Source organism: Amycolatopsis sp. NPDC114505, from assembly GCF_055633615.1.
Map to the genome: position 1 here is coordinate 912,427 of NZ_JBVKDV010000004.1, position 24,324 is coordinate 936,750.

At 71.9% G+C, this 24,324-nt stretch carries 21 protein-coding genes; 10 read left to right on the forward strand and 11 right to left on the reverse strand.

Translation table 11 applies throughout. The features are described from left to right. Positions 1 to 206 precede the first annotated feature (206 nt). From ACZ7OU_RS42040 to ACZ7OU_RS42055, 4 genes are all read left to right on the forward strand, one after another. Positions 207 to 524, forward strand: a complete 318-nt coding sequence (locus ACZ7OU_RS42040) for a hypothetical protein (protein WP_470245868.1) — start codon at positions 207 to 209, stop codon at positions 522 to 524. Further along, positions 521 to 1,093, forward strand: a complete 573-nt coding sequence (locus ACZ7OU_RS42045) for a hypothetical protein (RefSeq protein ID WP_470245867.1) — start codon at positions 521 to 523, stop codon at positions 1,091 to 1,093. The genes ACZ7OU_RS42040 and ACZ7OU_RS42045 overlap by 4 nt, the downstream gene beginning before the upstream one ends. A 405-nt stretch (positions 1,094 to 1,498) precedes the next feature. Then, positions 1,499 to 2,755 (forward strand): bifunctional glycosyltransferase family 2/GtrA family protein, encoded by a 1,257-nt coding sequence (locus ACZ7OU_RS42050; protein WP_470259571.1) that lies wholly within the window; start codon positions 1,499 to 1,501, stop codon positions 2,753 to 2,755. Beyond that, positions 2,755 to 4,599, forward strand: a complete 1,845-nt coding sequence (locus tag ACZ7OU_RS42055) for an ArnT family glycosyltransferase (RefSeq protein WP_470259572.1) — start codon at positions 2,755 to 2,757, stop codon at positions 4,597 to 4,599. Before ACZ7OU_RS42050 ends, ACZ7OU_RS42055 begins: the two co-directional genes overlap by 1 nt. A 40-nt stretch (positions 4,600 to 4,639) precedes the next feature. Here ACZ7OU_RS42055 and ACZ7OU_RS42060 read toward each other — a convergent pair whose 3' ends face one another. Both ACZ7OU_RS42060 and ACZ7OU_RS42065 read right to left on the reverse strand, forming a co-directional pair. Continuing rightward, positions 4,640 to 5,206 carry a hypothetical protein gene (locus tag ACZ7OU_RS42060; RefSeq protein ID WP_470259573.1) on the reverse strand — a complete coding sequence of 189 codons (567 nt, stop codon included), beginning with the start codon at positions 5,204 to 5,206 and terminating at the stop codon, positions 4,640 to 4,642. Positions 5,207 to 5,257: 51 nt separating this feature from the next. Further along, positions 5,258 to 5,680, reverse strand: a complete 423-nt coding sequence (locus ACZ7OU_RS42065; protein WP_470259574.1) for a nuclear transport factor 2 family protein — start codon at positions 5,678 to 5,680, stop codon at positions 5,258 to 5,260. A gap of 85 nt (positions 5,681 to 5,765) precedes the next feature. Here ACZ7OU_RS42065 and ACZ7OU_RS42070 point away from each other — a divergent pair, with 85 nt between their 5' ends. Continuing rightward, positions 5,766 to 6,524, forward strand: coding sequence for a hypothetical protein (locus ACZ7OU_RS42070; RefSeq protein ID WP_470259575.1), 759 nt, complete (start codon positions 5,766 to 5,768; stop codon positions 6,522 to 6,524). On the opposite strand, the gene ACZ7OU_RS42075 is transcribed toward ACZ7OU_RS42070, so the two are convergent. Next, positions 6,503 to 7,231 (reverse strand): AfsR/SARP family transcriptional regulator, encoded by a 729-nt coding sequence (locus ACZ7OU_RS42075; RefSeq protein ID WP_470245861.1) that lies wholly within the window; start codon positions 7,229 to 7,231, stop codon positions 6,503 to 6,505. The genes ACZ7OU_RS42070 and ACZ7OU_RS42075 overlap by 22 nt on opposite strands. Before the next feature lie 113 nt (positions 7,232 to 7,344). Here ACZ7OU_RS42075 and ACZ7OU_RS42080 point away from each other — a divergent pair, with 113 nt between their 5' ends. The 3 genes from ACZ7OU_RS42080 to ACZ7OU_RS42090 all read left to right on the forward strand — a co-directional run bounded on the left by ACZ7OU_RS42080 (position 7,345) and on the right by ACZ7OU_RS42090 (position 11,725). Continuing rightward, positions 7,345 to 8,055: a PP2C family protein-serine/threonine phosphatase gene (locus ACZ7OU_RS42080; protein WP_470259576.1), complete on the forward strand. Its 711-nt coding sequence runs from the start codon at positions 7,345 to 7,347 to the stop codon at positions 8,053 to 8,055. Positions 8,056 to 8,138: 83 nt separating this feature from the next. Further along, positions 8,139 to 10,166 (forward strand): hypothetical protein, encoded by a 2,028-nt coding sequence (locus tag ACZ7OU_RS42085; RefSeq protein WP_470259577.1) that lies wholly within the window; start codon positions 8,139 to 8,141, stop codon positions 10,164 to 10,166. A 20-nt stretch (positions 10,167 to 10,186) separates the two neighbouring features. Next, positions 10,187 to 11,725, forward strand: a complete 1,539-nt coding sequence (locus tag ACZ7OU_RS42090; protein WP_470259578.1) for a type 1 periplasmic-binding domain-containing protein — start codon at positions 10,187 to 10,189, stop codon at positions 11,723 to 11,725. On the opposite strand, the gene ACZ7OU_RS42095 is transcribed toward ACZ7OU_RS42090, so the two are convergent. The 7 genes from ACZ7OU_RS42095 to ACZ7OU_RS42125 form a co-directional block, all read right to left on the reverse strand. Beyond that, on the reverse strand, positions 11,711 to 12,196 hold the full coding sequence (locus ACZ7OU_RS42095; protein WP_470259579.1) for a DUF2127 domain-containing protein: 486 nt from the start codon (positions 12,194 to 12,196) through the stop codon (positions 11,711 to 11,713). The genes ACZ7OU_RS42090 and ACZ7OU_RS42095 overlap by 15 nt on opposite strands. A 266-nt stretch (positions 12,197 to 12,462) precedes the next feature. After that, positions 12,463 to 12,690, reverse strand: a complete 228-nt coding sequence (locus ACZ7OU_RS42100; protein WP_470259580.1) for an HC3 family zinc finger protein — start codon at positions 12,688 to 12,690, stop codon at positions 12,463 to 12,465. Between the two features lie 24 nt (positions 12,691 to 12,714). After that, positions 12,715 to 13,269 carry a TetR/AcrR family transcriptional regulator gene (locus tag ACZ7OU_RS42105; RefSeq protein ID WP_470259581.1) on the reverse strand — a complete coding sequence of 185 codons (555 nt, stop codon included), beginning with the start codon at positions 13,267 to 13,269 and terminating at the stop codon, positions 12,715 to 12,717. 62 nt (positions 13,270 to 13,331) lie between these two features. Continuing rightward, positions 13,332 to 14,780 (reverse strand): amidohydrolase, encoded by a 1,449-nt coding sequence (locus ACZ7OU_RS42110; protein ID WP_470259582.1) that lies wholly within the window; start codon positions 14,778 to 14,780, stop codon positions 13,332 to 13,334. Positions 14,781 to 15,001: 221 nt separating this feature from the next. Beyond that, on the reverse strand, positions 15,002 to 16,558 hold the full coding sequence (locus ACZ7OU_RS42115; RefSeq protein ID WP_470259583.1) for an ABC transporter permease: 1,557 nt from the start codon (positions 16,556 to 16,558) through the stop codon (positions 15,002 to 15,004). After that, complete coding sequence (locus tag ACZ7OU_RS42120; protein ID WP_470259584.1) at positions 16,555 to 17,463, reverse strand: ABC transporter ATP-binding protein; 909 nt, start codon at positions 17,461 to 17,463, stop codon at positions 16,555 to 16,557. The genes ACZ7OU_RS42115 and ACZ7OU_RS42120 overlap by 4 nt, the downstream gene beginning before the upstream one ends. A 2-nt stretch (positions 17,464 to 17,465) precedes the next feature. Further along, the gene (locus tag ACZ7OU_RS42125; RefSeq protein WP_470259585.1) at positions 17,466 to 18,080 is read right to left on the reverse strand and encodes a TetR/AcrR family transcriptional regulator; all 615 of its coding nucleotides are present in this window, start codon (positions 18,078 to 18,080) and stop codon (positions 17,466 to 17,468) included. Between the two features lie 235 nt (positions 18,081 to 18,315). Here ACZ7OU_RS42125 and ACZ7OU_RS42130 point away from each other — a divergent pair, with 235 nt between their 5' ends. Both ACZ7OU_RS42130 and ACZ7OU_RS42135 read left to right on the forward strand, forming a co-directional pair. Continuing rightward, a complete protein-coding gene (locus tag ACZ7OU_RS42130; RefSeq protein WP_470259586.1) occupies positions 18,316 to 21,549 on the forward strand; it encodes a S8 family serine peptidase in 3,234 nt (1,077 codons plus the stop codon). 157 nt (positions 21,550 to 21,706) lie between these two features. Then, on the forward strand, positions 21,707 to 23,095 hold the full coding sequence (locus ACZ7OU_RS42135; protein ID WP_470259587.1) for a galactose-binding domain-containing protein: 1,389 nt from the start codon (positions 21,707 to 21,709) through the stop codon (positions 23,093 to 23,095). On the opposite strand, the gene ACZ7OU_RS42140 is transcribed toward ACZ7OU_RS42135, so the two are convergent. Continuing rightward, positions 23,083 to 24,246 (reverse strand): ROK family protein, encoded by a 1,164-nt coding sequence (locus ACZ7OU_RS42140; protein ID WP_470259588.1) that lies wholly within the window; start codon positions 24,244 to 24,246, stop codon positions 23,083 to 23,085. The two genes, ACZ7OU_RS42135 and ACZ7OU_RS42140, sit on opposite strands and share 13 nt — an antisense overlap. Positions 24,247 to 24,324 lie beyond the last annotated feature (78 nt).

A 24,324-nucleotide genomic window follows, 5' to 3' on the forward strand; every position in this document is an offset into this window, starting at 1 on the left:
GGCGACTCTTTGTTGGTGCGGACTGGGGCCGACTCGCCCGAACGGGTTGAATCCCCAGCTCGCGGACCCCCTATTCGTCGCACCGAGTCGCGACCACGCGCAGCTGGGGCACTACGCAAAGTGCCCGGCGGCCTCCCCGAGCCGCCCGTGGGCGCCCCTTCCGGGCCGCCCGTCCGAGTCCGTGCGGAGTCGCCGGGGGTGTCACGATGCAAGACCACAACCTACCTACGTCCCGCGAGCCCGGTTGGTTCGACCGGCTGGTGCTCCGCATCGGCGAATGGCTGTTCGCCGCCGACGAAGACGCCCGCGCTTCCGCGCGTGGCTGGGAGGTCCGGCGCGGGGCCCGCGGCACCCGCGTCTACCGGGACCCCCGCTGGGACACCGTGCACGCCTGCGCTTCCTGCGGCGGCCACGGGCTCACCCGCACCGACGGCGTGGCCTGCCCGGCCTGCGCCGGCACCGGAGTCGTCCGCTCGGCGCCCGCGGTCGCGGCCGCCGAGACAGGGAAAGGAGCACGGCCATGACCCGCGAGCACCACGCCACCGAACTGGCCCGGCAGCTGACGCACGTCAAGCGGCCCAACCCCCTCCTGTGGCTGTACCACTGGCGTTACGAGATCCTCGCCGTGACGGTCCTGCCCTACGTCCTGATCACCGTCGCCCTTCAGCTCGGCTTCGTCTGGTCCCTGGTCGCGCTGGTGGTGGCGTTCAACTGGGTCTTCTACTGGCGCGCGGCCCGCCGCCACGTGCGGGGCCGGCTGCGCGCGATCGTCGTGCAGCACCGCCTCCGCACCGGCTTCGCGGGCGCGCGGATCTGCACCGTGGACGGCCGCCGCCCGGCGATCCTGTGGACCCGCCCGGTCGACGGCGACATCATGGTCTGGCTGTTCTGCCCGGCGGGCATCGGGTTCGAGCAGATCCACGCGGGCCGCGCGGTGCTGGCGGCGGCGTGCTTCGCGACGGAGGTCTACGTCGACCGCCACCCGAAGTACGCGGCGCTGATCACGCTGACGGTCTGCACCACGGCGACCCGGCGCGAGCCCGGCCGCGCGGTGTCGCCCGGCGAAGTCGTCCCGCTGCGGGCGCACAGCTGAGCCCCGGCCCGGCGTCCACCTGGTGGGCGCCGGTCCGGCGCACAGCAACCGCACAGGGCGATCACCAAGGCGGGACCGCGTTCATTCCGCGGGCGGTTCCTGGTCCTGCCGAGGGAGCCGAATTTGTCCTCAGGATCGGTGGCACGCGAGTACCGAAAAGCACTGACCACGGCGACGATCAAGAGTGTGGCCGCCATCGGCAGGACGGCAATGGCGTAGATGGTCGTCGGAGGGATGCCGGACAGTACGCGGGCCAGGGTGACGATCAGCGCCAGACCGCAGCTCAGCCTGGCCGCGCACGTAACCGTGGAATACTCGCCCGTTCATCCACGCCGGGTCCGGCGCACAGCAACCGCACAGGGCGATCACACGATCACCAAAGCGGGGCCCGCGACCGTATGAGGCATGACAGCCACCGCCTCCGCAGCACGGCCCGGGACCGTCCCGGTCGATCTGGCCGGTCCGCAGCCCGTCCTCGACGTCGTCATCCCGGTCTACAACGAAGAGACCGACCTCGAACCGTGCATCCGACGGCTGCACGCGCACCTGGCCGAACACGTCTCCTACCCCTACCGGATCACCGTCGCCGACAACGCGAGCACCGACGGGACGCTGCGGGTGGCCGAAAGACTCGCCCGGGAGTTCCCCGAGGTCGCCGTCCACCACCTCGACGAGAAAGGCCGCGGCCGCGCGCTCAACGCCGTCTGGCGGGCCTCCGACGCCGCCGTCCTCGCCTACATGGACGTCGACCTCTCCACCGATCTCGCCGCGCTCGGGCCGCTCGTCGCCCCTCTTCTCTCGGGGCACTCCGATCTCGCCATCGGCAGCAGGCTCGCCCGGGGCGCGCGCGTCGTGCGGGGGCCGAAGCGCGAGTTCATCTCCCGTGCCTACAACCTGATCCTGCGCTCGACGCTCGCCGCGAAGTTCAGCGACGCGCAGTGCGGCTTCAAGGCCATCCGCGCCGACGTCGCCCGCGAACTGCTGCCGCACGTCGAGGACACCGGCTGGTTCTTCGACACCGAACTGCTCGTCCTCGCGCAACGCGCCGGGCTGCGGATCCACGAGGTGCCCGTCGACTGGGTCGACGACCCCAACTCGTCGGTCAACATCGTCAAGACCGCCACCGCGGACCTCAAGGGCATCGCCCGCGTCACGAAGGCCACCTTCACCGGCGAGATCCCGATCAGCAGGCTGCGCGAACAGCTCGGCCGGCAGCCGATCGGCGTCGACGCGCCGGGGGTGCCGCCGCGGCTGGTGACGCAGCTCGTGCGGTTCGCCGCCATCGGCGTCAGCAGCACGCTCGCCTACCTCGTGCTGTTCCTGCTGCTGCGGACCGTCGTCGGCGCGCAGGCGGCGAACTTCACCTCGCTGCTGGTCACCGCGATCGGGAACACCGCGCTGAACCGGCGGCTCACCTTCGGCATCCGCGGGCGCTCCGGCGCCGGGCGGCACCAGTTCGAAGGGCTGATCGTCTTCGGCCTCGGCCTCGCCCTGACGAGCGGGGCACTGGCCCTGCTCAACGGATCCACCACCCCCGGCCTGGTCCTGGAGATCACCGTCCTCGTGCTGGCGAACCTCGCCGCGACGGTGCTCCGGTTCCTGCTCCTGCGCGGCTGGGTGTTCAACCCGCGCCGCCAGGCCGCTACCCAGAAGGAGTTCTGATGACCGCCGTCCTTTCCGACCCCGTGACGCAGGAACCGCGTCACCGCAAGGAATCCGACGCACACGCGCCACCGCGTTGGGTCCGCCCGTCGGTGTTCGGGCTGCTGGCCGCGACCGCCGTGCTGTACTTCTGGAACCTCACCGCGTCCGGCTACGGGAACTCCTTCTACGCCGCCGCCGTGCAGTCCGGGACGCAGGACTGGAAGGCCTGGCTGTTCGGGTCGCTCGACTCGGGCAACGTGCTGACGGTCGACAAGCCGCCCGCGGCGCTGTGGGTCGCCACGCTCTTCGCGCGCATCTTCGGGTTCTCCAGCTTCACCGTGCTGGCCCCGCAGGCGCTGATGGGCGTCGCGTCCGTCGGCATCCTCTACCTTGCGGTGAAACGGACTTCGGGCCCGGTCGCCGGGCTGATGGCCGGCGCGATGCTCGCGCTCACCCCGGTCGCGGCGCTGATGTTCCGGTTCAACAACCCGGACGCGCTGCTCGTGCTGCTCATGGTCGCGGGTGCCTACTTCGTCGTGCGGGCAACGGAAAAGGCGAGCCCGAACTGGCTCGCGCTGGCCGGCGTCGCGATCGGGTTCGGCTTCCTGACGAAGATGATGCAGGCGTTCCTGGTGCTGCCGGCGTTCGGGCTGGTGTACCTGATCGCGGCGCCGACGTCACTGGGCAAGCGGCTGCTGCACCTCGGTGGCGCGGTCGCGGCGCTGGTCGTCTCGGCGGGCTGGTACATCGCGCTGGTCGACCTCTGGCCGACGGCGTCGCGGCCCTACATCGGCGGGTCCGAAGGGGACAGTCTGCTCGAACTCGCCTTGGGCTACAACGGGTTGTCGCGGATCTTCGGCGGCGGCGAGGGTGGCGGCCCCGGCGGTGGCGGCGGCATGGGCGGCAACACCGGCTTCGGCGGCTCGTCCGGTCTCTTCCGGATGTTCGGGTCGAGCTTCGGCACGGAGATCTCGTGGCTGCTGCCCGCCGCGCTGATCGGGCTGGTCGCCGGGCTGTGGTTCACCCGCCGCGCGCCGCGCACCGACCGGACGCGCCTGGCGCTGGTCCTGTGGGGCGGCTGGCTGGTCGTCACGGCGGTGGTGTTCAGCTACATGAGCGGCATCGTGCACCCGTACTACTCGGTCGCGCTCGCCCCGGCGATCGCCGCTCAGGTCGCGATCTCGGGCCGCGCGCTGTGGCAGGGCCGGGACAACCTGGGCCCGCGGGCGACGCTGGCCGGGATGGTCGTGGCGACGGCGGTGTGGTCGTTCATCCTGCTCGACCGGACGCCGGACTGGTTCCCGGCGCTGCGCTGGATCGTGGCGGTGCTGGGCGTCCTGGCCGGAACGGTGCTGGTGATGGGTGTGCCGACGTTCCGCAAGGCGGCCACGATCGTGGCGGCGGCGGTGGTTCTGACGCTCGGTGTCTCGACCGCGGCTTACGGCGTCGAGACGGCGTCGGTGGCGCACAGCGGCTCGATCCCGACTTCGGGGCCGACGTCGAGCGCGATGGGTGGCGGCATGGGCGGCGGTGAGGACTCGTCATCCAGCGCGGTCGGCGAACTGCTGGCGAAGACGACGACGAAGTGGGCCGCGGCGACGACGGGCTCGCAGAACGCGGCTTCGCTGGAACTGGCCAGCGGCAAGGCGGTGATCGGCATCGGCGGCTGGAGCAGCTCCGACCCGGCGCCGACGCTGGACGAGTTCAAGGCGTACGTCGCGGCCGGCGAGATCAAGTACTACATCGACGGTGGCCGCGGCGGCGGCCCGGGCGGCGGCTCGTCGGAGATCACCGCGTGGGTGACGGCGAACTTCACCGCCACCACGGTCGACGGCCAGACGGTCTACGACCTGCAGAAGTGATACTCGGGGCCCGGGCTTCCGCGAGGAGGTCCGGGCCCTTTCACGCGATCCCCCGGGCTTCGCGGACCAACGTGTCACGGTGGACGCCGCGGAAGACCGTCGTCTCGACGAGGGCCTCGAAGTGCCGGTAGCCACCCAGTGCTTCCGCGTCGTCGAACGCCTCGGCGGCGGCCGCGGTGCCGTGGCCCCCGCACCCCGCGACGATCACGACCTCCGCGGTCGCCGGGGCGAACGGGTTCGCGGCGCGGATGACCAGGCCGTAGTCGACGCGCGGAGCACCGGCGTCGTCGTAGCGCGGCGAGGCCGCGAAGCCGGACTTGCGGTCGTACACCGACGAGCCGTGCTCGGCGAACCCGAGCGAAAGGACGCCGTCGAGGCGCTCGAGGACGGTTCCGGTGAGAGAATTGCCGTCCGGGCCGCCGATCAGGATGAGATCTTCGCGAATCTCGTCCTCGGTGAGCTCGTGGGCCTCGACGAGCCGCACCGCCGAGCCGAGCTGGGCCTGCAGCTCGACGGCGGCGAGCAGGTCGCCCTTGTCCACCATGCCGGTGTGGTCACCCAGGCCGAACACCATCAACGGCCGGGAGTCGTACGACGCTGCGCCCATGGCCGGCTCCTTCGGGTCGTTCCCCGAATGTCGTCGCAGGTCAGAGGGTCGTTACGGCCGGGGCCGCAGGTGGTGGCCGATGTTCCCGACGAGGTCGACCGCGGCCCGGCGTTCGGTGAATCGCCACCCGTCCGAGGTACGGGTGAAGCGGTCCGCGTACCGGCCCGCCGCGATCGTCTGCAGCGGCAACCCCGGCGCCGCCTGCAGCACGGTGAAGTACGCCTGCCCGGACGCCGTGTCGCCGGACACCTCCAGTGCGATGTTCGTCGTGACGTGCTTGGTGCGCGGGGTCCCGTCCTCGTAGACGATCACGGAGTCGCGCAGCATACGCGCGACCTCGGCGCCGCGGAAGGTGCCGCCGCTGCCCACGAACGCCCCGTCGGCGAACAGCGCGCCGACGCCCTCGAAGTCGCCCGCGTCGACCAGCGCGGCGTACGAAACGACCAGGTTCTCGAGCGCGCGGTAGTCGTCCACGGGGAACGATCGTACAGAGAAAGTATGGAAACCTTCCGTACCGTGGCGGCGACGGCGGCAGGGGGCCGCCGACGGGGGTGAATCCATGACGCTCGATCGCAGGAACCTGCTCAAACTCGGTGCGGGCGCGGCCGTCGCGGTCGCGAGCACCGCGCTCCTGACCGGCACGGCCGAAGCCGCGACGACCCTGCCGCCCGTGCCCGGCATGCTGGGCGACCGGAAAGCCAACGAACTCTGGTACCAGCTCGACGAAATCGCGCTCTACCACCCGGCCCAGGAGGTCCAGGACGCCTACGCCGTCCTCTTCCCCTTCATCCAGCAGAACGCTCCGCAGGGCCTGCCCGCGAAGTGGCGCGAGCTCAACCTCCAACTGGGTTACCCGCACAACTACGCCGAGTTCGTCACGCCCATCGAGCAGCCGCTGCGCACGCTGTCGGCCCTGCAGCTCGGGAACTTCGACCGCTTCTACCGCGGTGACGAGGACGGTCTGACGAGAGCCTTCGCGGCCTTCGGGCAGGGCGTCCTGTTCGACCCGCGGCGGGCCGACGTCGAGTCCGAAGTGCACACCATGGACGGCGATCCGCCGTCGGGCTACCACTTCTGGCACTCCGTCCAGCGCGCGCAGATGGTGCTGGACATCGACCGGCGGCGCTGGGCGCGGATCACCCCGATGCTCGGCTTCGCCTGGGCGCTGCAGTCGATCGCGCGTCCCGACCACCGGCACGTCAACCCGGGCCTGCCGCGTGAGCAGGTCCGCGCGCAGGCCCGGTACTGGCTGCCGCGGTCGACCGCCGAGCTCGACCGCGACTTCCACTCCTCGCCCTACCCGGACAGCACCCGCTGATACGCCGCCCGCAGCACCGGGCCTGGCGCGATCCCGAGCCGTTCGTCGAGGATCCGCCGGCCCCGGTGGTACACCGCCACCGCGTCCGCCGGCCGGCCGCTGGCGCAGAGCGCGGCCATGAGCAGCGCCCGCGCGCGTTCCCGCAGCGGGTGCTCCAGCACCAGCCCGGTGGCGTCCGGCACCGCCCGCAGGTGGTCGCCGGTCGCCACCTCCGCCTCGATCCGGCTCTCCAGGACGGCCAGCCGGAGCTCCTCGAACCGCGCCGACTCCCCCGCGCGCAACGGTTCGGCGATGCCGGCGAGGACCGGTCCGCGCCAGAGGTCCAACGCGGCGCGGAACAATTCCGCCGCGTGGCCGGCTTCGCCCGCGCGCAGCTCGGCGTGGCCGGAAGCGGACAGCCGCTCGAACTCCTCCGCGTCGACCGTGCCGCCGTCCGGCGCCAGCAGGTACCCGCCACCCGACCGGACCAGCCGCGCGGGCCGCCCGAGTCCCTTGCGCAGGCGGGAAACGTACGTGCACAGCTGCGCGTCGACCGTCGACGGCCGGACGCCTTCCCACAACAGGGAAATGAGCCGCTCATCGGGAACCACCCGCCCGCGCGCGAGCAGCAGCGCCGCCAGCAGCGTCCGCGGTTTCCGCCCGCCGAGCGCGGCCGGGCCGCCGTCCGCGCGGATCACCATCAGCGGCCCGAGAATCCGGAACTCCATGCCCCACCCCGTTCCCCAACCTACCCGGACCGACACCGCCGGCACAGGAAAGTCTCAGACGCCCCACAGGTTGGGCGCGGATCATGGAGGACAGAGGGGACGAGGAGGCCGCGATGATCACGACACGACCGGAGTACCCGCGCTGGCACACCGCGAGCGCCCAGGGGCCGCGCTCGCTCAACGCCGATGCCGTCGGCGCGTACGCCGCGGCCGGTGGCCCCGGCATCGTGTTCGCGCTCGCCGACGGCGTCGGGGACGAGCCGGCCGCCGCGCGGGCCGCCCGCACCGCCGCCGCGGCCGCCGCCCGCACGCCGGTCCACAAAGGACCGGTCGAAGCCGTTCTCGCCGCGCAGCGCGCGGTTCGCGAGCAGACCACCGGCGACGCCGTGCTCGTCGTCGCGATGCCGGCCGAGCACGGCGGGTACCGCATCGCCTGGGTCGGCGACGCCCGCGCGTACGCCTGGGACGGCACCACGCTCGGCCGCCTGACCACCGACCACACGCTCGCCGAGTACTTCCGCGCCCGCCACCAGCCGGTGACCCCGCGGATGGAGCACGTCGTCACCACGAGCGTCCGCACGACCAAGCCGGAGGAGATCGGCACGGCGGAGACGTCGGGCGCGGGGCTGCTGCTGACCAGCGACGGCATCCACAAGCCCCTCGCCAGCAGCGGGATCCGCGCGGTCCTGGCCCGGCCGGGCACCGGCGCGGCCGAGCTCGTCGAGGCCGCGCTCGCCCGCGGCGGCTCGGACAACGCGACCGCCCTCTACGTCGAACCCCTGGAGGCCGACAGCACGACGGTGCGATTTCCCGTCGCCGCGTAGGCCGGACGGAGCTGACAAAACTGGGCCAAACGGGGAAAGCTCGTAGCCGATTCGTCACGGAGTGTTTATCCTGGTAACCGGTCGTGGTCGTGGTTTACCTGGGGGAGTACACGCCGATGGTCGATGCGGATCATTCCGGTTCCGTCCTGCTGACCCGCCGCCTGCTGTGGAACGGCGTCGCCGGCAAGCCGCCGCGCCCGCAGCCGGTGGTCCTGCTGCTGGGCCCGGTCGGCGCCGGCAAGTCGCACGCGCTGTCCGGGATCACCGACCACCTCGGCTGGGGCGTCGTGCACGCGCGGTTCGACTTCGCCGGTGACGAACCCACGCCCGTCGACGTCCTGATCCGGCTCGCCTACAACCTTTCCCGCAAGTGGCGCCACCGCGCGCAGCCGCGGTTCCTGCGCTTCACCGTCGCGCTGATCGCCGTCGGCGCGCAGCTCTCCACCACCGACCGCGTGCGGGACAAGGAAACGCTGCGCCGGCTGCTCGTGGAGTTCAAGCGCAGCCGCTGGCCCGGGCGCCTCGACCCGCTGGTGCGCGTCCTGGCGAAGACGGCCGCCACCGCCGTGCCGGCGCCCTTCGGGGACGCGTTCGCCGCCGAGGTCCCGTCGCTGATCCAGACCGTCCGCCCGCGGCTGGGCCACATCCTGCGCTCGCTGACCGACTTCGACCGGTTCAAGGCCGGCGACGCCCTCGACGCGCTGGTCGACCTCAACTGGCTGGCGCGCGGGCACGAACCCGATCCCGACGGCGTCACCGCGTGGCTCACCGAAGCGTTCCTCGCCGACGTGCGGGAGAACCACCGCCGGATGTCCGCCCCGGAGCGGCACAGCCCGTGCGACTGCGTCAACCCCGGCAAGCAGTCCCACGTGCACAACTGGGTCGTGCTGCTCGACGACGTCGACCACCCCGGCGGGCTCGCGTTCCTCAAGGCGCTGACGGCGGCCCGCGACACCTACCGCCGCCGGCACGGCGACCGCGGCACCGGCGATCCGCTGCTGGTCGTGGCGACCAGCGGGAAGTGGGACGGCGAGTGGGAACGGGAGCTCGGCCGCGCCTGGCGGCCGCCGTGGCAGCCGGGCGGGACGGCGGCCCGCGTCGTGCCGAGCTGCCGCGACGCCTCCTACGACGACTGGGCCGAGCACCCGGAGACCGCCAGGCCGTCGGGCTACTACCCCGTGCTGATCGAACCCCTGGACGTCCACGAGGTCGCGGACCTGCTGGGCGAGGACGTGCCCCGCGCGACGGCCGCGTTCGTCCACCGGGCCACCGGCGGCCTGCCGAAGGCGGCCAAGCAGCTGGCCGAGGCGCTGGGCGACACCCCGGTCCGCGACGGCGCCCGCGACGTCCTCGGCACGTCCGGCCCGGACCCGTGGCGCAGCTGGCTGACCGACCTCCGGTTGTCCACTGTGGACACCGAAGCGCTGGTGACGGCGGCGCCGTTCGCCACCGCGCCGTGGCTGGTTCCGTTGCCCGAGCACGGCTTGGTCGGCCAGCCGCACGTCGGCCCGATCCTCACCGAGCTCCGCGCGTCGCTGTGGGTGAACGCGCCGGGCGCCGGCGGCGGCACACCCGACCACGTCACCCTGCACCCCTGGCTCGCCGGCAACCTGGTCTCGGCGCTGGCGCGGCGCAACGGCGGCGCGGGCCCGACCTACGCGGCCCAGTTCACCGCGCTGCGCGGCGCCCCGGGCGCCGACGACGTCCGGCTCGCGTACTGCCTGCTCGCCCTCGGCGACTTCCCGGCCGTCGTGGACCTGTTCGAACGGGACTTCCCGAAGCTCCCGCACCGCGAGTGGATCGACCGGCTCACCGTCGTCGTGCACGCGCCGGACGCCCAGCCGCTCGACGAGGACTACGAGCACCTCTACGGCAAGCTCGTCGACGCCGACGTCGAGCGGAAACCTCTCGACCGCACGGAAATCCGCAACAACCTCGCGCGGCTGCTCGCCGCGAGCTGGCTCAGCGCGAACCCGTTCGCGGTGCGCGGCCCGGACCAGAACCACGACATCGGCACCGCGCTGACCGCCCTGTCCTCGAAGTCGCAGCGCTCGGACACCAAGGCGCTCGACGACACCGCCAAGCTCGCCTCCCGCGGCCTCTGGCCCTGACGCGACGGAACGGAACGCCGATGCCCCGCACCGCGCTGCTCGACCGCCTCAGCCCGCGCACCCGGCCCGCCGGGCCGCCCGTCCGGCCGCGAAGCCTGCTTCACCGGCACTGGATCGCCGTCACCGTCGTCGTGGTGCTCGCGGTGGCCGGCTACCTGTGGGTCAACCCCCCGTGGCAGCAGTGCGGCGCCGGGCTGACGGAGCAGAACGACGTCTGCGTCGGCCTTTCCCTCGATTCCGGGCCGCTGCGCGACAACGATCCCCTCGCCGACCTCGAAGCCCTGATCGCCGGCCGCAACGCGCAGGCGGGCGAGAACTACAAGACCGTCGTGGTGCTGGAAAACCTGACGCCGGACCCGGACGTCGACAGCACGCCGATCGCGTTCATCCGGCACGAGGTCCAGGGCGCGATCGCCGCCGCCTGGCCACGTCCGGACACGACCGGCGTAAAGCTGCTGCTGGCGAACTTCGGCAGCAGCGCCGGCCACTGGCGCGAAGCGGTCGGCCAGATCGTCGCGAACGCCGAAAGCCGGCACATCGCGGCCGTCACCGGTGTCGGCATCAGCCTGCAGAACACCCGCGACGCGATCGCCGAGCTGTCCCGCCAGGGCATCGTCACGATCGGCGCGACGGTGACCGCCGACGACCTGAACGTGGACGCCGGCGGCAAACGGATCAAGAACTTCTTCCGCGTCGGGCCGACGAACAGCGACGAGGCGCACGCCGCGGTCAACTACATCGCGAAGCTCCCGAAGCGGCGCACGATGCTCGTGACGGACATCAACGAAGCCGACACGTACGCGGGCACGCTGGCCAAGGCGTTCACCGAGCAGCAGCTGGTGCCGATCCAGTTCTCGAAGAAGTACGACTCCCTGGAGGGGCAGCTCACCGGCACCAGCCGCGACGAGTACCTCCAGAAGCTGTTCCGCGGCATGCACTCCGACATCTGCAACGCCCAGCCCGACGTCATCTACTTCGGCGGCCGCGGCGTCGACCTGAGGTCGTTCGTCCACGCGCTGTCGAACGACGGCGCGTGCCAGCAGCTCCGCTCGGTCACGGTGATTTCGGGGGACGACACGGCGACGCTCGTCGGCACGAAGCTGCCGCTGTCCGGCGACATCGCCGTCACGCCGCTGTACACGGCGCTGGCCTACCCGGACCAGTGGAAGATGTTCACCGGCAACGACGCCGCGCTGACGTACCAGCAGAACTACACGGACTTCATCAACGCGTTCACCGGCACGCACGAGTTCGCGGCGGAGGACCTGGCCGACGGCTCGGCGATGATCGAGCACGACGCCGTCGCGACGGCGGTGAAGGCGGCCGAGGACGACCCGTCGGGCAGCCCGCGGTCGGTGACGAACTTCGTAGCGAACATCGACTGCAACTCGGCCGTGGCCGGCGCCACCGGCTTCATCGCGTTCCGGCAGGACAGCGGCAACCAGATCGACAAGGTGCTGCCGATCCTGCGGATCGGAGCGGACGGCTCGGCGAACCCGGTCGACCTGGTGTGGTCGCAGGGCCGGCCCCTGGACACGTCGCCGTCATGCACTTCGTGACCGCTTCAGCTGCCGGTATTCCCGCAGCACGAGCACGATGATCACGGCATCGAGCGCGGCGAAGAACGGCAGCGCGATCGAGTGGGTGTGGACGGCCCGGAAGACCTCGTAGACGACGAAGGCGGCAAGGATGACCGCGGCGACCGGGTAGGCGCGGACGATCTTCTTCGCGAGCGCCCAGACCAGGCCGAGCTTGATGAGGCCATGGGCGAGCAGGTACACGACGGCGAAGGTCTTGGTGTCGCCGTGGAGGAAGTTCTCCGTGGCCGACTCCAGGTGCCGCGCGAGGGTGCCGGAGGGGTCGCCGAGCAGGTCACGCGTGATGACGGCGTGGGTGAACCCACTGACGGTCGAGGCGGGGACGAAGGCAAGGATCAACGCCCCGACGACCTGCAGCGCGCCGTCGAGGCCCTTGATCGCGATCGCGATCCGGAAGAACTTCTCGGTCGCGTTCGGTTTCTGATCGGCCATGCCTCCAGCTCAGCACGAACGGCAGGTCAGCGCACCTGGAGGCACCTTTCGCACCGTTCGTGCCGGACTGTCCGGACGGTCGGGTCGGTGCCGGTCAGCACGGCGCGCTGCAGAGGGCCAGGAAGATCGGCCCGCACCGGAGATTGTCGGGCCGGGGTGCGTCGTCGTCGAGGGTGCGGGCCAGCCATGTGACGTCGTGGCCGAGCGAGCCGTGCAGGTCGCGGACGCGGTCGAGCAGCCGCTGGTCGCGATCGGATCGGTGCCGGTCAGCACCGGCCCAGCCACACGCCCCGGCATTCGATGCACGTCGGGTCGAACCAGTGGCCGCCTAGTTCCGGGACGTCGCGGACCGCGACCGTCACCTCGTCTCCGCACAAGGTCACGAACCGTTCTTCCGGACGCGGTGCGAAAGGGCCGTTCAACGCGTGCCGCTTTCCCTCAGCCTGCTGCCATCTCAACACAGTTCCATTGGAGCTGTTCTCGTTCGTGGACACCAAACGCTGAGCGGGTGAACGTCGTCAGCGGCTTTCCGCCCGCACCACGTCTTCCGCGAACGCGACCGCTGTCTTGGCCGCGTCGTCGCCGAAGATCGGGGCGTTCGCGTACAGGCCGTCGATGATCAGCATGACGCGATCCGCCAGCCGGTGCGGGTCCACCGCCGACGTCGCCGCGGCCAGCTCCCGCAGCTGCTCCCGCGCGCGGACCAGCTGGTCCACCGCCACGCGGTGCGCCGGGTGGTGCGAATCCGGGAACTCCGCCAGGGTGGCGCGGACGGCACACCCGCGCGAGCCGGGCCGGGTCGCCCGCACCCCGGCCTCGCGCACCAGCTCCACGAGCTGCCGCTCCGGCGTGGCGGCCCGGACGCCGGTCACGAGGCCGTCCCAGTCGGCGCCGCACCGGCCCAGGTACGCCACGATCAGCTCGTCCTTGCTCGCGAAGTGGGTGTAGAGCAGGTTCTTGCCGCAGCCGCACTCATCGATGATCCGCTGCAGCCCGACGGCGTGCACCCCGTGCCGGTCGAACAGCCGGGTGGCGGTTCCGAGGATGCGTTCACGGATGTCCGGCGTCGGCATGCGGGGGATCGTAACGGCCGCGGGCCGGGGTGTCGCTCCTTTGTGTACCGCAGCGCTCGGTCTCAGACCAGGTGCGTCACGTGTCCACCGAGGATCGTCGCCGTCACCGGGAGGGCTCGGAGGTCCGCCGGGGACAGCGATGACGGGTCCGCCGCCGTCACCATCAGGTCCGCCGCGTCCCCCACCGACACCCCACGACGGCCGCCCGAGGACGCCGCCAGTGCCTCCGCCAGCGGCAGCGACTGCTCCGGGTGCCAGGCCGGCCGGTCGTCATCCGTGCGGGAGACCGCCGACGCGATTCCGTCCCACGGGTCCAGGGGTGCCACCGGTGCGTCCGAGCCGAACTCCAGCCGGGCGCCCGACTCCAGCAGCGATCGGTACGGGAACGCCCGCGACGTGCGCCCGTGCCAATGGCGGTCGGCGACGTCGCGGTCGTCCGGCTGGTGCGCGGGCTGGACCGCCGCGATCACGCCCAGCGACGCGAAACGCGAGACGTCGGCAGGGGAAAGCAGCTGCGCGTGCTCGATCCGGCCGGGGCAACCGACCCGCGTGAACGCGTCCAGCGCGATCGTGTTCGCCTGGTCGCCGATCGCGTGGACCGCCGGGATGAGCCCGTGCGAGAAAGCCCGGTCCATCAACGGAACCAGCTCGGACGGCGGCAGCTCGAGGAGCCCCGGCGAATCCGAGCCGGGGTAAGGATCGTGGCAGTACGCCGTGCGGGTGTTCAGCGAGCCGTCCACGAAGAGCTTGAACGGGCCCACCGTCAGCAGCCCGCCGGAGTCCGGGAGGACGTCGCCCGTGCGGTGGCCGCGCTCGATCGCCTGGTCCAGCAGGTACTTCGCGATCACGCAGGAGATCCGGGCCGCCGGGGCACCCCGACGCGTCCAGTCCGCCACCGTGTCGGCGTACTCGTAGTCGACGATCTGCGTCACGCCCCGCGCCGCCGCCGCGGAAACCGCCTCCGCCACCCACTCGTCCTGGACGTCGATCGCGGCCGTCGGGAGCTGGGCCGTCGCGCTCATGCAGTCGTTCTCCAGCAGCACCCCGGTCGGGTGCTCGCGGCCGATCAGCTTCAGCGCCGCCGGGCTCAGCCACAGCGTGTGCAGGTCCGCGCTGAACAACGCCACCGCCCGCCCGGGCAGCGCCCGCTGCAGCAGGTCCTTGTGCGGCTTGTCCGGCCACAGCCCGTCGCGGAAGCCCGCGCCCACCACCAGCTCCGACTGCGGCGCCGGCGTCGCCAGCAGGTGCGCCAGCAGCAGCTCGATCGCCTGCCCCGCCGACCGCGCCGCATCGAGGGGGATCCGGCGGCGGGACGTCGCCCACTGCACCAGGTGGACGTGCGCGTCGACCAGCCCCGGCAGCAGCGTGCCGCCGTGCCCGTCGACGACCCGCGCCGCGAACCCGGCCGACCCCGGCTCGGTGATCGCCGTGACGCGGCCGTCGTTCACCCGGACGTCCGCGAGTTCCCCACCGAGCCCCGGCCGCACGCGGCGCAGGAGTAGATCATCCATGCGGGCCAGCCTGCCAGCTCGGCCCATCCGGGTGAAGCACGGAGTGAGACGGGAATGAGATGGGTATTAGCTACCGTTGTAAGAGATGGCAGCCGTCGCCCGCCGAAGGGTCAGGGCCGGTCCATGGGCGCCGCCCTCATAAGCCGCGCAGGGTTCGACTCCCTCGGTTGCCGCTCGCGATGCGTGAAGGCCACCTTGAAACCAAGGTGGCCTTCACACGTTCAGCCCACCGGCATGTCACGCCTTCGCAACGCCGTCAGGCCGCCGATCCCCGCCACCAGTGCGATCGCCACCAGCCAGAGCACCGGCGTCACCGAGAACGTCCCGCCCGGCAGCCGGGCCAGGTGCTGGAACGGGGAGATCCCCAGCACCGTCTCGTTCCACTGCAACGCCGTCCCCACCAGCGACAACAGCAGGAACGCGCCCAGCAGCCCCCACGCCGCCGCCGCGAAGCGCGGGACGAATCCGATCAGCAGCGTCGCCAGCCCGGCCAGCACCCACACCGCCGGCACCTGCGCCAGCGCCGCCGGGACCAGGGAGGTGCCGTACGCCGCGCCGGTCGCGAGACCGGTCACCACCAGCACGAACGCCGATCCCAGCACCGCGAACGTCAGGTGCGCCAGCGCCCAGCCGATCCGGCCGACCGCCGTCGCCAGCAGCGGCTCCGCCCGGCCCGCCGCCTCCTCCGCGCGCAGCTTCAGCGTCGCCTGCACCGCGTAGCCCGCCGCCGCCAGGCCGAACAGCGTCATCGTCCCCGCCAGGTACGCGTCCGTCACCGCGCCTCCGCCGCCGACGCGGGAAAACACGTCCGCGACGGCCTTGTTGTCCCGCATCATCTCCGCGACGTTCTTCCCGACGCCGCCCATCAGCAGCCCGACCAGCGCCAGGCACACGGTCCAGACCAGCAGCGTCCCCCGCTGCAGCCGCCAGGCCAGCGCCAGCGGCGACCGCAGCGACGCCTTCGCCGTCGGCCGCCCCAGCCGGGCCGGGAGGAGCGCCGCGCCGAGGTCCCGGCGCGCGGACAGCGCGACCGCCAAGACCACCAGCCCGCCGGTCGCGAGAACGCCCAAGGCGAGCACCCACCACCGCTCCCCCGCGAACGGCCGCAGCCGGTGCGCCCAGCCGATCGGCGACAGCCACGCGACCCAGCCGGCCGAGCCGTCGCTGTCCCCCGCGGCCCGCAGCAGGAACGCCAGCACCAGCACGCCGATCCCGATCCCGCGGGCCCCGCCCGCGCCCCACGTCAGCTGCGCGACGACCGCGCCGACGCCGGCGAACACCCAGCCCGCCAACGTGAATCCGAGCCCCAGCGCCAGCGCACCGGCGACGGGGGCGCCCTGCGCGGCCAGGCCGAAGCCGACCAGCAGCCCGTAGACCAGGCACGCTCCGCAGGCGGCGATCACCGCTGCGGCCAAGCCCGCGTGCCGTCCGACGACGGTCGCGCCGGTCAGCTCCCGGCGGCCCGCCTCCTCCTCGGTCCGGGTGTGCCGGACGACCGTGAGCACCGCGATCAGCGCGACGACGACCGGGACGAACCCGCACTGCCACGCCAGCAGGTTGCCGACCGACGAGCCGTACAGCGGGCCGTTGCGGACGACGAACGTCGCGCTGGAGGCGTTGAGGTCGTAGAAGTGCTGCCGCGACGCCGCATCCGGGTAAGCCGCCTCGATCGACGACAAGTAGCCCATCGGGGCGGCCGCCAGGCAGACGATCCACAGCGGCATCTGCAGCCGGTCCCGGCGCAGCACCAGCCGCAGCAGCGCCCACGTCCCGGTCATCGCGCCGCTCCGACCGGCTCGTCGTGGCGGTAGTGGCGCAGGAACAGCTCCTCGAGCGTCGGCGGGCGGCTCACCAGGTTCCGCAGCCCGGCCCCGGCCAGGTGCCGCATGACGTCGTCCAGCGACGACTGGTCGACCGACAGGTGGACGTGCGAGCCGTACGTGCTCAGGTCGTGGACCCCCGGCAGCGAAGCCAGGTCCTCGGGCACCCGTGCCAGCGAGGCGTCGATCGTGATCCGGCCCAGGTGCCGCAGCTCGTCCAGCGTCCCCGATTCGACGGTGCGCCCGGCCCGGATGATCGTGACGCGGTCGCAGAGCGCCTCGACCTCGGACAGGATGTGCGAGGACAGCAGCACGGTCCGGTCGCCGCGCTCGCGCTCCTCCTCGACGACCTCCCGGAACACCTCCTCCATCAGCGGGTCGAGCCCGGACGTCGGCTCGTCGAGCACCAGCAGCTCCACATCGGACGCCAGCGCCGCGACGAGCGCGACCTTCTGCCGGTTGCCCTTCGAGTACGTCCGCCCCTTCTTGCGCGGGTCGAGGTCGAAGCGCTCGATCAGCTCCGCGCGCCGCTTGCCGTCCAGCCCGCCGCGCAGCCGGCCGAGCAGGTCGATGACCTCGCCGCCGGTGAGGTTGGGCCAGAGCGTGACGTCGCCGGGGACGTACGCGAGCCGCTTGTGCAGCTCGGTCGCGTCGGTCCACGGGTTCCCGCCGAGCAGGGTGGCGCGGCCGCCGTCGGCCCGCATCAGCCCCAGCAGGACGCGGATCGTGGTGGTCTTGCCGGCGCCGTTCGGCCCGAGGAAGCCGTGCACCTCGCCGGTGTGGACGGTCAGGTCGAGCCCGTCGAGGGCTTTCACCGCGCCGAACGCCTTGGTGAGGCCGTCGGCGGTGATCGCTTCGGCCATCGTCATTCCTTCCGTTGGTAGGCGGCCAGCGCTTCGCGGGCCTTTTCGAGGACTTCGGGGGTGGCGAGCGGGTTCATGAACAGGTGCCCGGCGGCCATCGACATCCGCAGCATCGCCTCGTGCGTGCCCGGCTCCTCGCCGAGCGCGCGGGCGATGTGGTCCTGCAGGATCATCAGCCCGCCGGTCATCGCGGCGAGCGCGGCGGCGACGCCCCGCGGGTCGGGCATGTCCATGCCCTGCTCGCGGAAGTAGCGCTCGGTGCCGTCGACGATCTCGGTGAACTGCGCCTCGGCGGCCGGGGAGCCGTCGACCATGGCCCGGCCCAGGTACCGGCGGAAGAGCAGCTGGCGGGCGTCGAACGTCGGGAGGAACCCCGGGTTCGCGACACCCTTCGCCAGCACCTCCTCCTTGAACCTCAGCAGCTCGTCGAAGACGTACGTGTCGCACGCCTCGCGCAGGCCGTCCTTGGAGCCGAAGTGGTGGCGGATCAGGCCGCCGGACACCCCGGCGGCCTCGGCGATGTCGAGGATCGACGTCTTCTCCATGCCGCGCTCGGTGAACAGCTTGATGGCGGCGTCCCGGATGCGGGCCCGCGCGGTGAAGTCTTCGGTGCTCATCGGCGTCCTATACGTACGTGTAGCTGACTACACGTGAATATAGCTCCCTGCACGCTCGTGTAGCAAGGCGTGGCTTTCACGCGAAATGGACGCTTCGGGTGACCGCCCAACCGGGCAGCGGATTAGGCCATTCGGCCCGCGACCAATTGCGGGTGATGGGCTAACTGTCTGATTGCTGACGAAGATCTCACGATGTGTACTTCTCGGACGCATCTCTTCACGAAGGGTCGTTTCAGTGACACAGCACAGATCGCGCTGGAGACGGCGGGCCGGGATCACCGTCCTCGCCACCGCACTCGGCGCCTCCGTCCTCGGCATCGCCGTCCCCGTGGCGTCCGCCCAGCAGGCCCCGCCGACCTCGGGCGCGGCCGACGGAAAGACCCTCGACGAGCACGACCGCGCGCTCGTCGCCGAAGCCGAGAAGGCCGGAAAGCCCGATGTCACGCTGCTGATCGCGGCGGAGAAGGGCCAGACCGGCGCCGCCGTCAACGAGCTGAAGGCGCTCGGTGGCGTCGTCCAGTCCACCGACACCAAGCTCGACTACGTCAAGGTCAGCGTCCCGACGGACAAGGCCGAGAAGGCCGCGAAGCTCAAGTCGGTCAACGCCGTCGACGTCGACGGCCTCGTCTACCGCGACGACCCGAAGACCGACGGCGCGCAGGACCCGTCGCCGCAGCCCGCGCCGGGCAAGAACACCCCGCGCGTGAACCCGTACCTCCCCACCGGCGACACGTACGCGGCGCAGTTCGGCCAGGTCCTGCCCAACTGGGACGGCAAGGACACCACGGTCGCGGTGCTCGACTCCGGCGTCGACCTCGACTCCCCCGCGCTGGCCACCACCAGCCACGGCGAACGCAAGATCGTCGACTGGTACAACGCCAACGCCACCAACTCCGGCGACGGCACCTGGGTCGCGCAGTCGGCCGCGACCTACACCGGCACCTTCACCGCGAACGGCAAGACCTGGACGGCCCCGGCCACCGGCGGCCCGTACACGGTCGGCGTCTTCACCGAGACCGCGGGCGACCTGGGCGCCGCGGACAGCGAGACCGGCGGTGACGTCAACCGCGACGGCGACCGCGCCGACTCCTGGGGCGTGCTCGAGGACAGCGTGACCAAGGAGGTCCGCGTCGACCTCAACGGCAACGGCGACTTCACCGACGAGAAGCCGATGACCGACTACGCCAAGAAGTACGACGTCGGGTACTTCGGCACCGACAACCCGGCGACCGACATCGCCGAGCGGATGGCCTTCGTGGTCCAGACCGACAAGCCGGGCTTCGTCGGCATCGGCATCGCCGGCGCCGAGCACGGCTCGCACGTCGCGGGCATCGCCACCGGCAACGACCTGTTCGGCGGCAAGATGGACGGCGCGGCCCCGGGCGCGAAGGTGCTCGCGGTCAAGGTCTGCCTCACCGGCACCGCCTGCACGTCGTCGGGCCTGATCGACGGTGTCGTCTACGCGGCCAGCCACGGCGCCGACGTCATCAACATCTCGATCGGCGGCCTGCCGGCGCTCAACGACGGCAACAACGCCCGCGCGGAGCTCTACAACCGCACGATCGCCGAGTACAACGTCCAGATCTTCATCTCGGCCGGCAACAGCGGCTACGGGGCGAACACCGTCGGCGACCCGTCGGTGGCCACGGACGCGATCTCGGTCGGCTCGTACATCACCAAGGAGACCTGGCTCTCGAACTACGGCTCGAAGACCCAGAACGCCGAGTCGCTGCACCCGTTCTCCTCGCGCGGCCCGCGTGAAGACGGTGGCTTCAAGCCGGACATCATCGCGCCCGGCGCGGCGATCTCGACCACCCCGCGCTGGGAAGCGGGGAGCCCGGTGGCCGGCACGTACAGCCTGCCCGCGGGGTACGCGATGCTGCAGGGCACGTCCATGGCGGCGCCGCAGGCGACCGGCGCGGCGGCACTGCTGGTGAGCGCGTACAAGGCGACGCACCAGGGGCAGCGGCCGCCGGTCGCGCAGCTGCGCGCGGCCATCAAGTCGACCGCGCGGTTCGTGCCGGGCATCGGCGCGTACGCCCAGGGCGCGGGCCTGTTCAACGTCCCGGCGGCGTTCGTCGCGCTGTCGCTCAACCCGAAGCTCGACGCCGTCTCGACGTCGGTCGAGGTGCACACCGCGCTGTCGGGCCTGCTGGCCACCCCGAACACCGGCGTGGGCATCCACGACCGCGAGGGCGTGACCACGGGCAAGGCCTACACCCGCACGTACACGATCACCCGCACGACGGGCTCGGCGAAGCCGGCGCCGTACTTCGCGCGGTGGACGGGCAACGACGGGACGTTCTCCTCGGCGTCGACGGTGGTGCTGCCGCTGAACACGCCGGTGAAGTTCGACGTCAAGGTGAACCCGAAGACCGCGGGCGTCCACTCGGCACTGCTGTACCTGGACAACCCGCTGACCATCGGCGTCGACGTGCAGACCCTCAACACGGTCTTCGCGCCGCAGGAGTTCACCGCCGCCAAGGGGTACCAGGTCGACGTCTCCGGCAAGATCGCCCGCAACCAGGCGACCAGCTACTTCGTGCGGGTGCCGCAGGGTGCCAGCGCGCTGAAGGTGGACCTGGACGCCGGCGGTGGCGCCAAGGGCAAGGGCCAGGTCCGGTTCCTGCGCTACGACCCGACCGGCGTGCCGGCCGAGGCGAGCACGTCGACGACGTTCTGCTACCTGCCTGACGCGGGTGCGGGCTGCCCCGGCGGCACGCCGACCAGCCGGACCATCGCGAACCCGCTGCCGGGTGTGTGGGAGATCGTCGTCGAAGCGCGCCGGACGTCCGATGTGGACAACGCGGCGTTCAAGCTGACGGCTTCGGTGCTGGGCACGACCATCGCGCCCAACCCCGACACCATCGCCTCGGCCACGCTGAACACGCCGATCGCACGGTCCTACACCGTGACGAACACCCTCGGCGCGTTCACCGGCAAGCTGAACGGCGCCACGCTCGGCAGCGCGAAGGTCGCGCGGCCGTCGATCGCCGAAGGCGCGCAGCAGCAGTACCAGATCGCGGTGACGCCGGGCTCGACGTCGCTGACGGCCACGATCGGCAAGACGTCCGACGTCGGCGCCGACCTGGACCTGGTGCTGTACAACTGCACGACCGGCTCCTGCGTGCAGGCGGCGGTCAGCGCGGACGGCGACTCCGAGGAGTCGGTGACCGTGGCCAACCCGGCCGCGGGCGTCTGGGTCGCGCTGGTCGACGGCTACGCGGTGCCCGCGGGCACCACCGAGTACGACTACCTCGACGTGTTCACCAACCCGGCGTTCGGTTCGGTCGCGGTGACCGACGCGAACGCGGCGCGGGCGTCCGGTAGCTCGTGGACCGTGCCGGCGACGGTGACGGCCACGGCCGCCCCCGCGTCGGGCCGGATCCTGCGCGGTCAGCTGACCGTGCAGACCGACACGGGTGTCACGGTCGGCTCCTCGCTGGTGCTGGTCAACTCCGTGAGCTAGTCCCGCTCAACGGAAACCGCCCCGGGTTCGCCCGGGGCGGTTTTCGCTGTGTTGGTGGGTTTCCGACGCAAGTTTGCGTATGTGCGGTGAACTCTTGCCGTCTTTCGGCGGGTGTCCGTATGGTCTGGAACACTCCGAATCCACCGAGGGGTTGGCGATGCGACGGATTTCGACGCTGCTCTCCGTGCTTCTCCTGCTGTTGGCCACTTTGCCGGGGGTGGCGCACGCGGCGGCGCTCTCCGGCCGGACCCACTTGTTCTACTACCCTTGGTACGGCGGCGCTTCCACCGGCTACCGGCACTGGCAGCAGGGCGGCCACACGCCACCGGACGACGTCGGCGCGAACTTCTACCCGGTGCTGGGCCCATACGACTCCGGCGACTTCGCCGGCGCCGTCGAGCAGCACATGCGGTGGATCGAGCAGTCCGGCGCCGGGGTGATCGTCTACAGCTGGTGGGGTCAGGGGTCCTATGAGGACGGTCTGGCCGCCGGTGTGCTGGCGGCCGCGGCCCGGCACGGGATCCGGGTCGCCTGGCACCTGGAGCCCTACAGCGGGCGGACGGCGACGTCGACGGTCTCGGACATCGGGTACATCGAGAGTCGCTACGGTTCGAGCCCGGCCTACTACCGGGAGGACGGTCGCGGGGCGTTCTATGTCTTCGAAAGCCTGCGCATCACGGACTGGACGCCACTGGACCAGGTGCGGTCGTCGGCGATCGTGCTGGCGCAGACGACGGACACGAGCAAAGTCGCGCACTTCGGCGGGATGTACACCTACGACGCGATCGCCGGGGCCACCGCACCGGGCTGGCGCGAGGCGGGTGCGTACTGCGAGGCGAACGGGCTGGTGTGGGCGCCGTCGGTGGGCCCGGGGTACGTCGACGACCGCGCGGTGCCGGGCAACACGACACCGACACTCGGCCGTGACAACGGCGCGACGTACGACCGGGAGTGGCAGAACGCGCTTTCCGCCCAGGCGGACTGGGTTTCGGTGACGTCGTTCAACGAATGGCACGAAGGCTCGGTCATCGAGCCGGCCCGGTCGTCACCGCCTTCGGGAGCGTACGAAACGTTCAACGGCGCCTACGGGACTTCGGGTGCGGCATCGGAAACCGCGTACCTCGACCGGACGCGCTACTGGGCCGCGCAGCTCGGCGGACCACCGCCCGCGTCGGTGAACCTCGCGCAGGGCAGGCCGGTCACCGCGAGCGGGTCGCAGGGCGGCTACCCGGCGGGCAACGCGGTCGACGGCAACGCGTCGAGCTACTGGGAAAGCACGAACACCGCCTTCCCGCAGACGTTCACGGTGGACCTCGGCGCCGCGGCGAGCAGGCTGGTGCTGAAGCTGCCGCGGTCGTGGGGCGCCCGGACGCAGACGATCGCGGTGAACGGCGGCAGCCCGGCGGGGTACGTGTTCGACCCCGCGAACGGGAACACCGTGACCATCCCGGTGTCCGGCACGGATCACTCCGTGCGGCTGACCTTCAGCGGCAACACCGGCTGGCCCGCCGGCCAGCTGTCCGAGGTGGAGGCCTACGCCTCCTGAGCCCGGCTCACGAAGGGCGCCGGGTCGGCGAGCACCCGGTGCACGATCCGCCCGGCCGCGCCCAGCGTGGCGGCGTCACCGCCGAGGCGTGACGCCGACAGCACCGGCGGCGCGCCCCGGAGTCCGCCCAGGCGGGCGGACAGCACCCCGGACACCGGCTCGGCGAGCCACGGGTACAGCTGCGTGAAGACGCCGCCGAGCACGATGCGGTCGAGGTCGAGGAGGTTCACCGCCGAAGTGAGGGCGACGCCGAGGGCTTCCCCGGCGGCCACGCACGCCGCCCGTGCCGCGGGGTCGCCGGCTTCGAGGGCGGTCAGGAACGCCGGGAGTGTCGGAGCGTTCCCGGCTGCCAGCAACGCTTCCTGGCCCGCGAACGTCTCCAGGCACCCGCTGCCGCCGCACCGGCACTGCGGCCCGGCCGGCGCCACGACGACGTGGCCCAGCTCGCCGGCCAGCCCGCGCGCGCCGGAGAACAGCGTGCCGTTGACGACCAGACCCGCGCCGATGCCGACCTCGCCCGACACGTAGAGGAAGTCGCGCTCGCCGTCGCCGAACCAGAGCTCGCCCAGTGCCGCGAGGTTCGCCTCGTTGTCCAGCTCGACCGGGATGGGCAGGCGCAGCAGGTCGGCCGGGCGGACGTCCTGCCAGCCGAGGTTGGGGGCGCTGAACAGCACGCCGTCGCCGACCGGGCCGGACACCGCCAGCACCGCACCGGCGACCTCCAGCCCGAGCCGGTGGGTCTCGGTCAGCGCCTCCGACGCCAGGGCCTGCAGCTCGGCCAGGACCTTCTTGGGCCGTGACCCGCGGTTGTCCCGTTCGCGGCGGGCGGCGAACCGGACGCCGCCGGTGAGGTCGAGCACGCGGACCGCGAGGTAGTCGACGTTGATCTCCAGCCCCAGCGACGCCACCCGCGCGCCGCTGAGCACGACCTCCACGCCCGGCCGGCCGCGTTCACCCGCCCGCGCGGGCCCCGTCTCGGCCAGCAGCCCCGCGTCCACGAGGTCGCCGACGAGCTTCGAGACCGTGGACTTGGTCAGCCCGGTGAGCTCGGCGAGCGCGGCACGCGTCAGCGGGCCGCCGCGGCTGACCGCGCCCAGCACGACCTCGAGGTTGCGGGCACGCATCTCCTCGTGCCGCACGGCCTGGGTCATCACGTCCCTCCTGAGAAGCACTCTAACCGGCCTCTTGACGCCCGGGACCGCCGCGGCGCATATTTAGTCTACAACGTG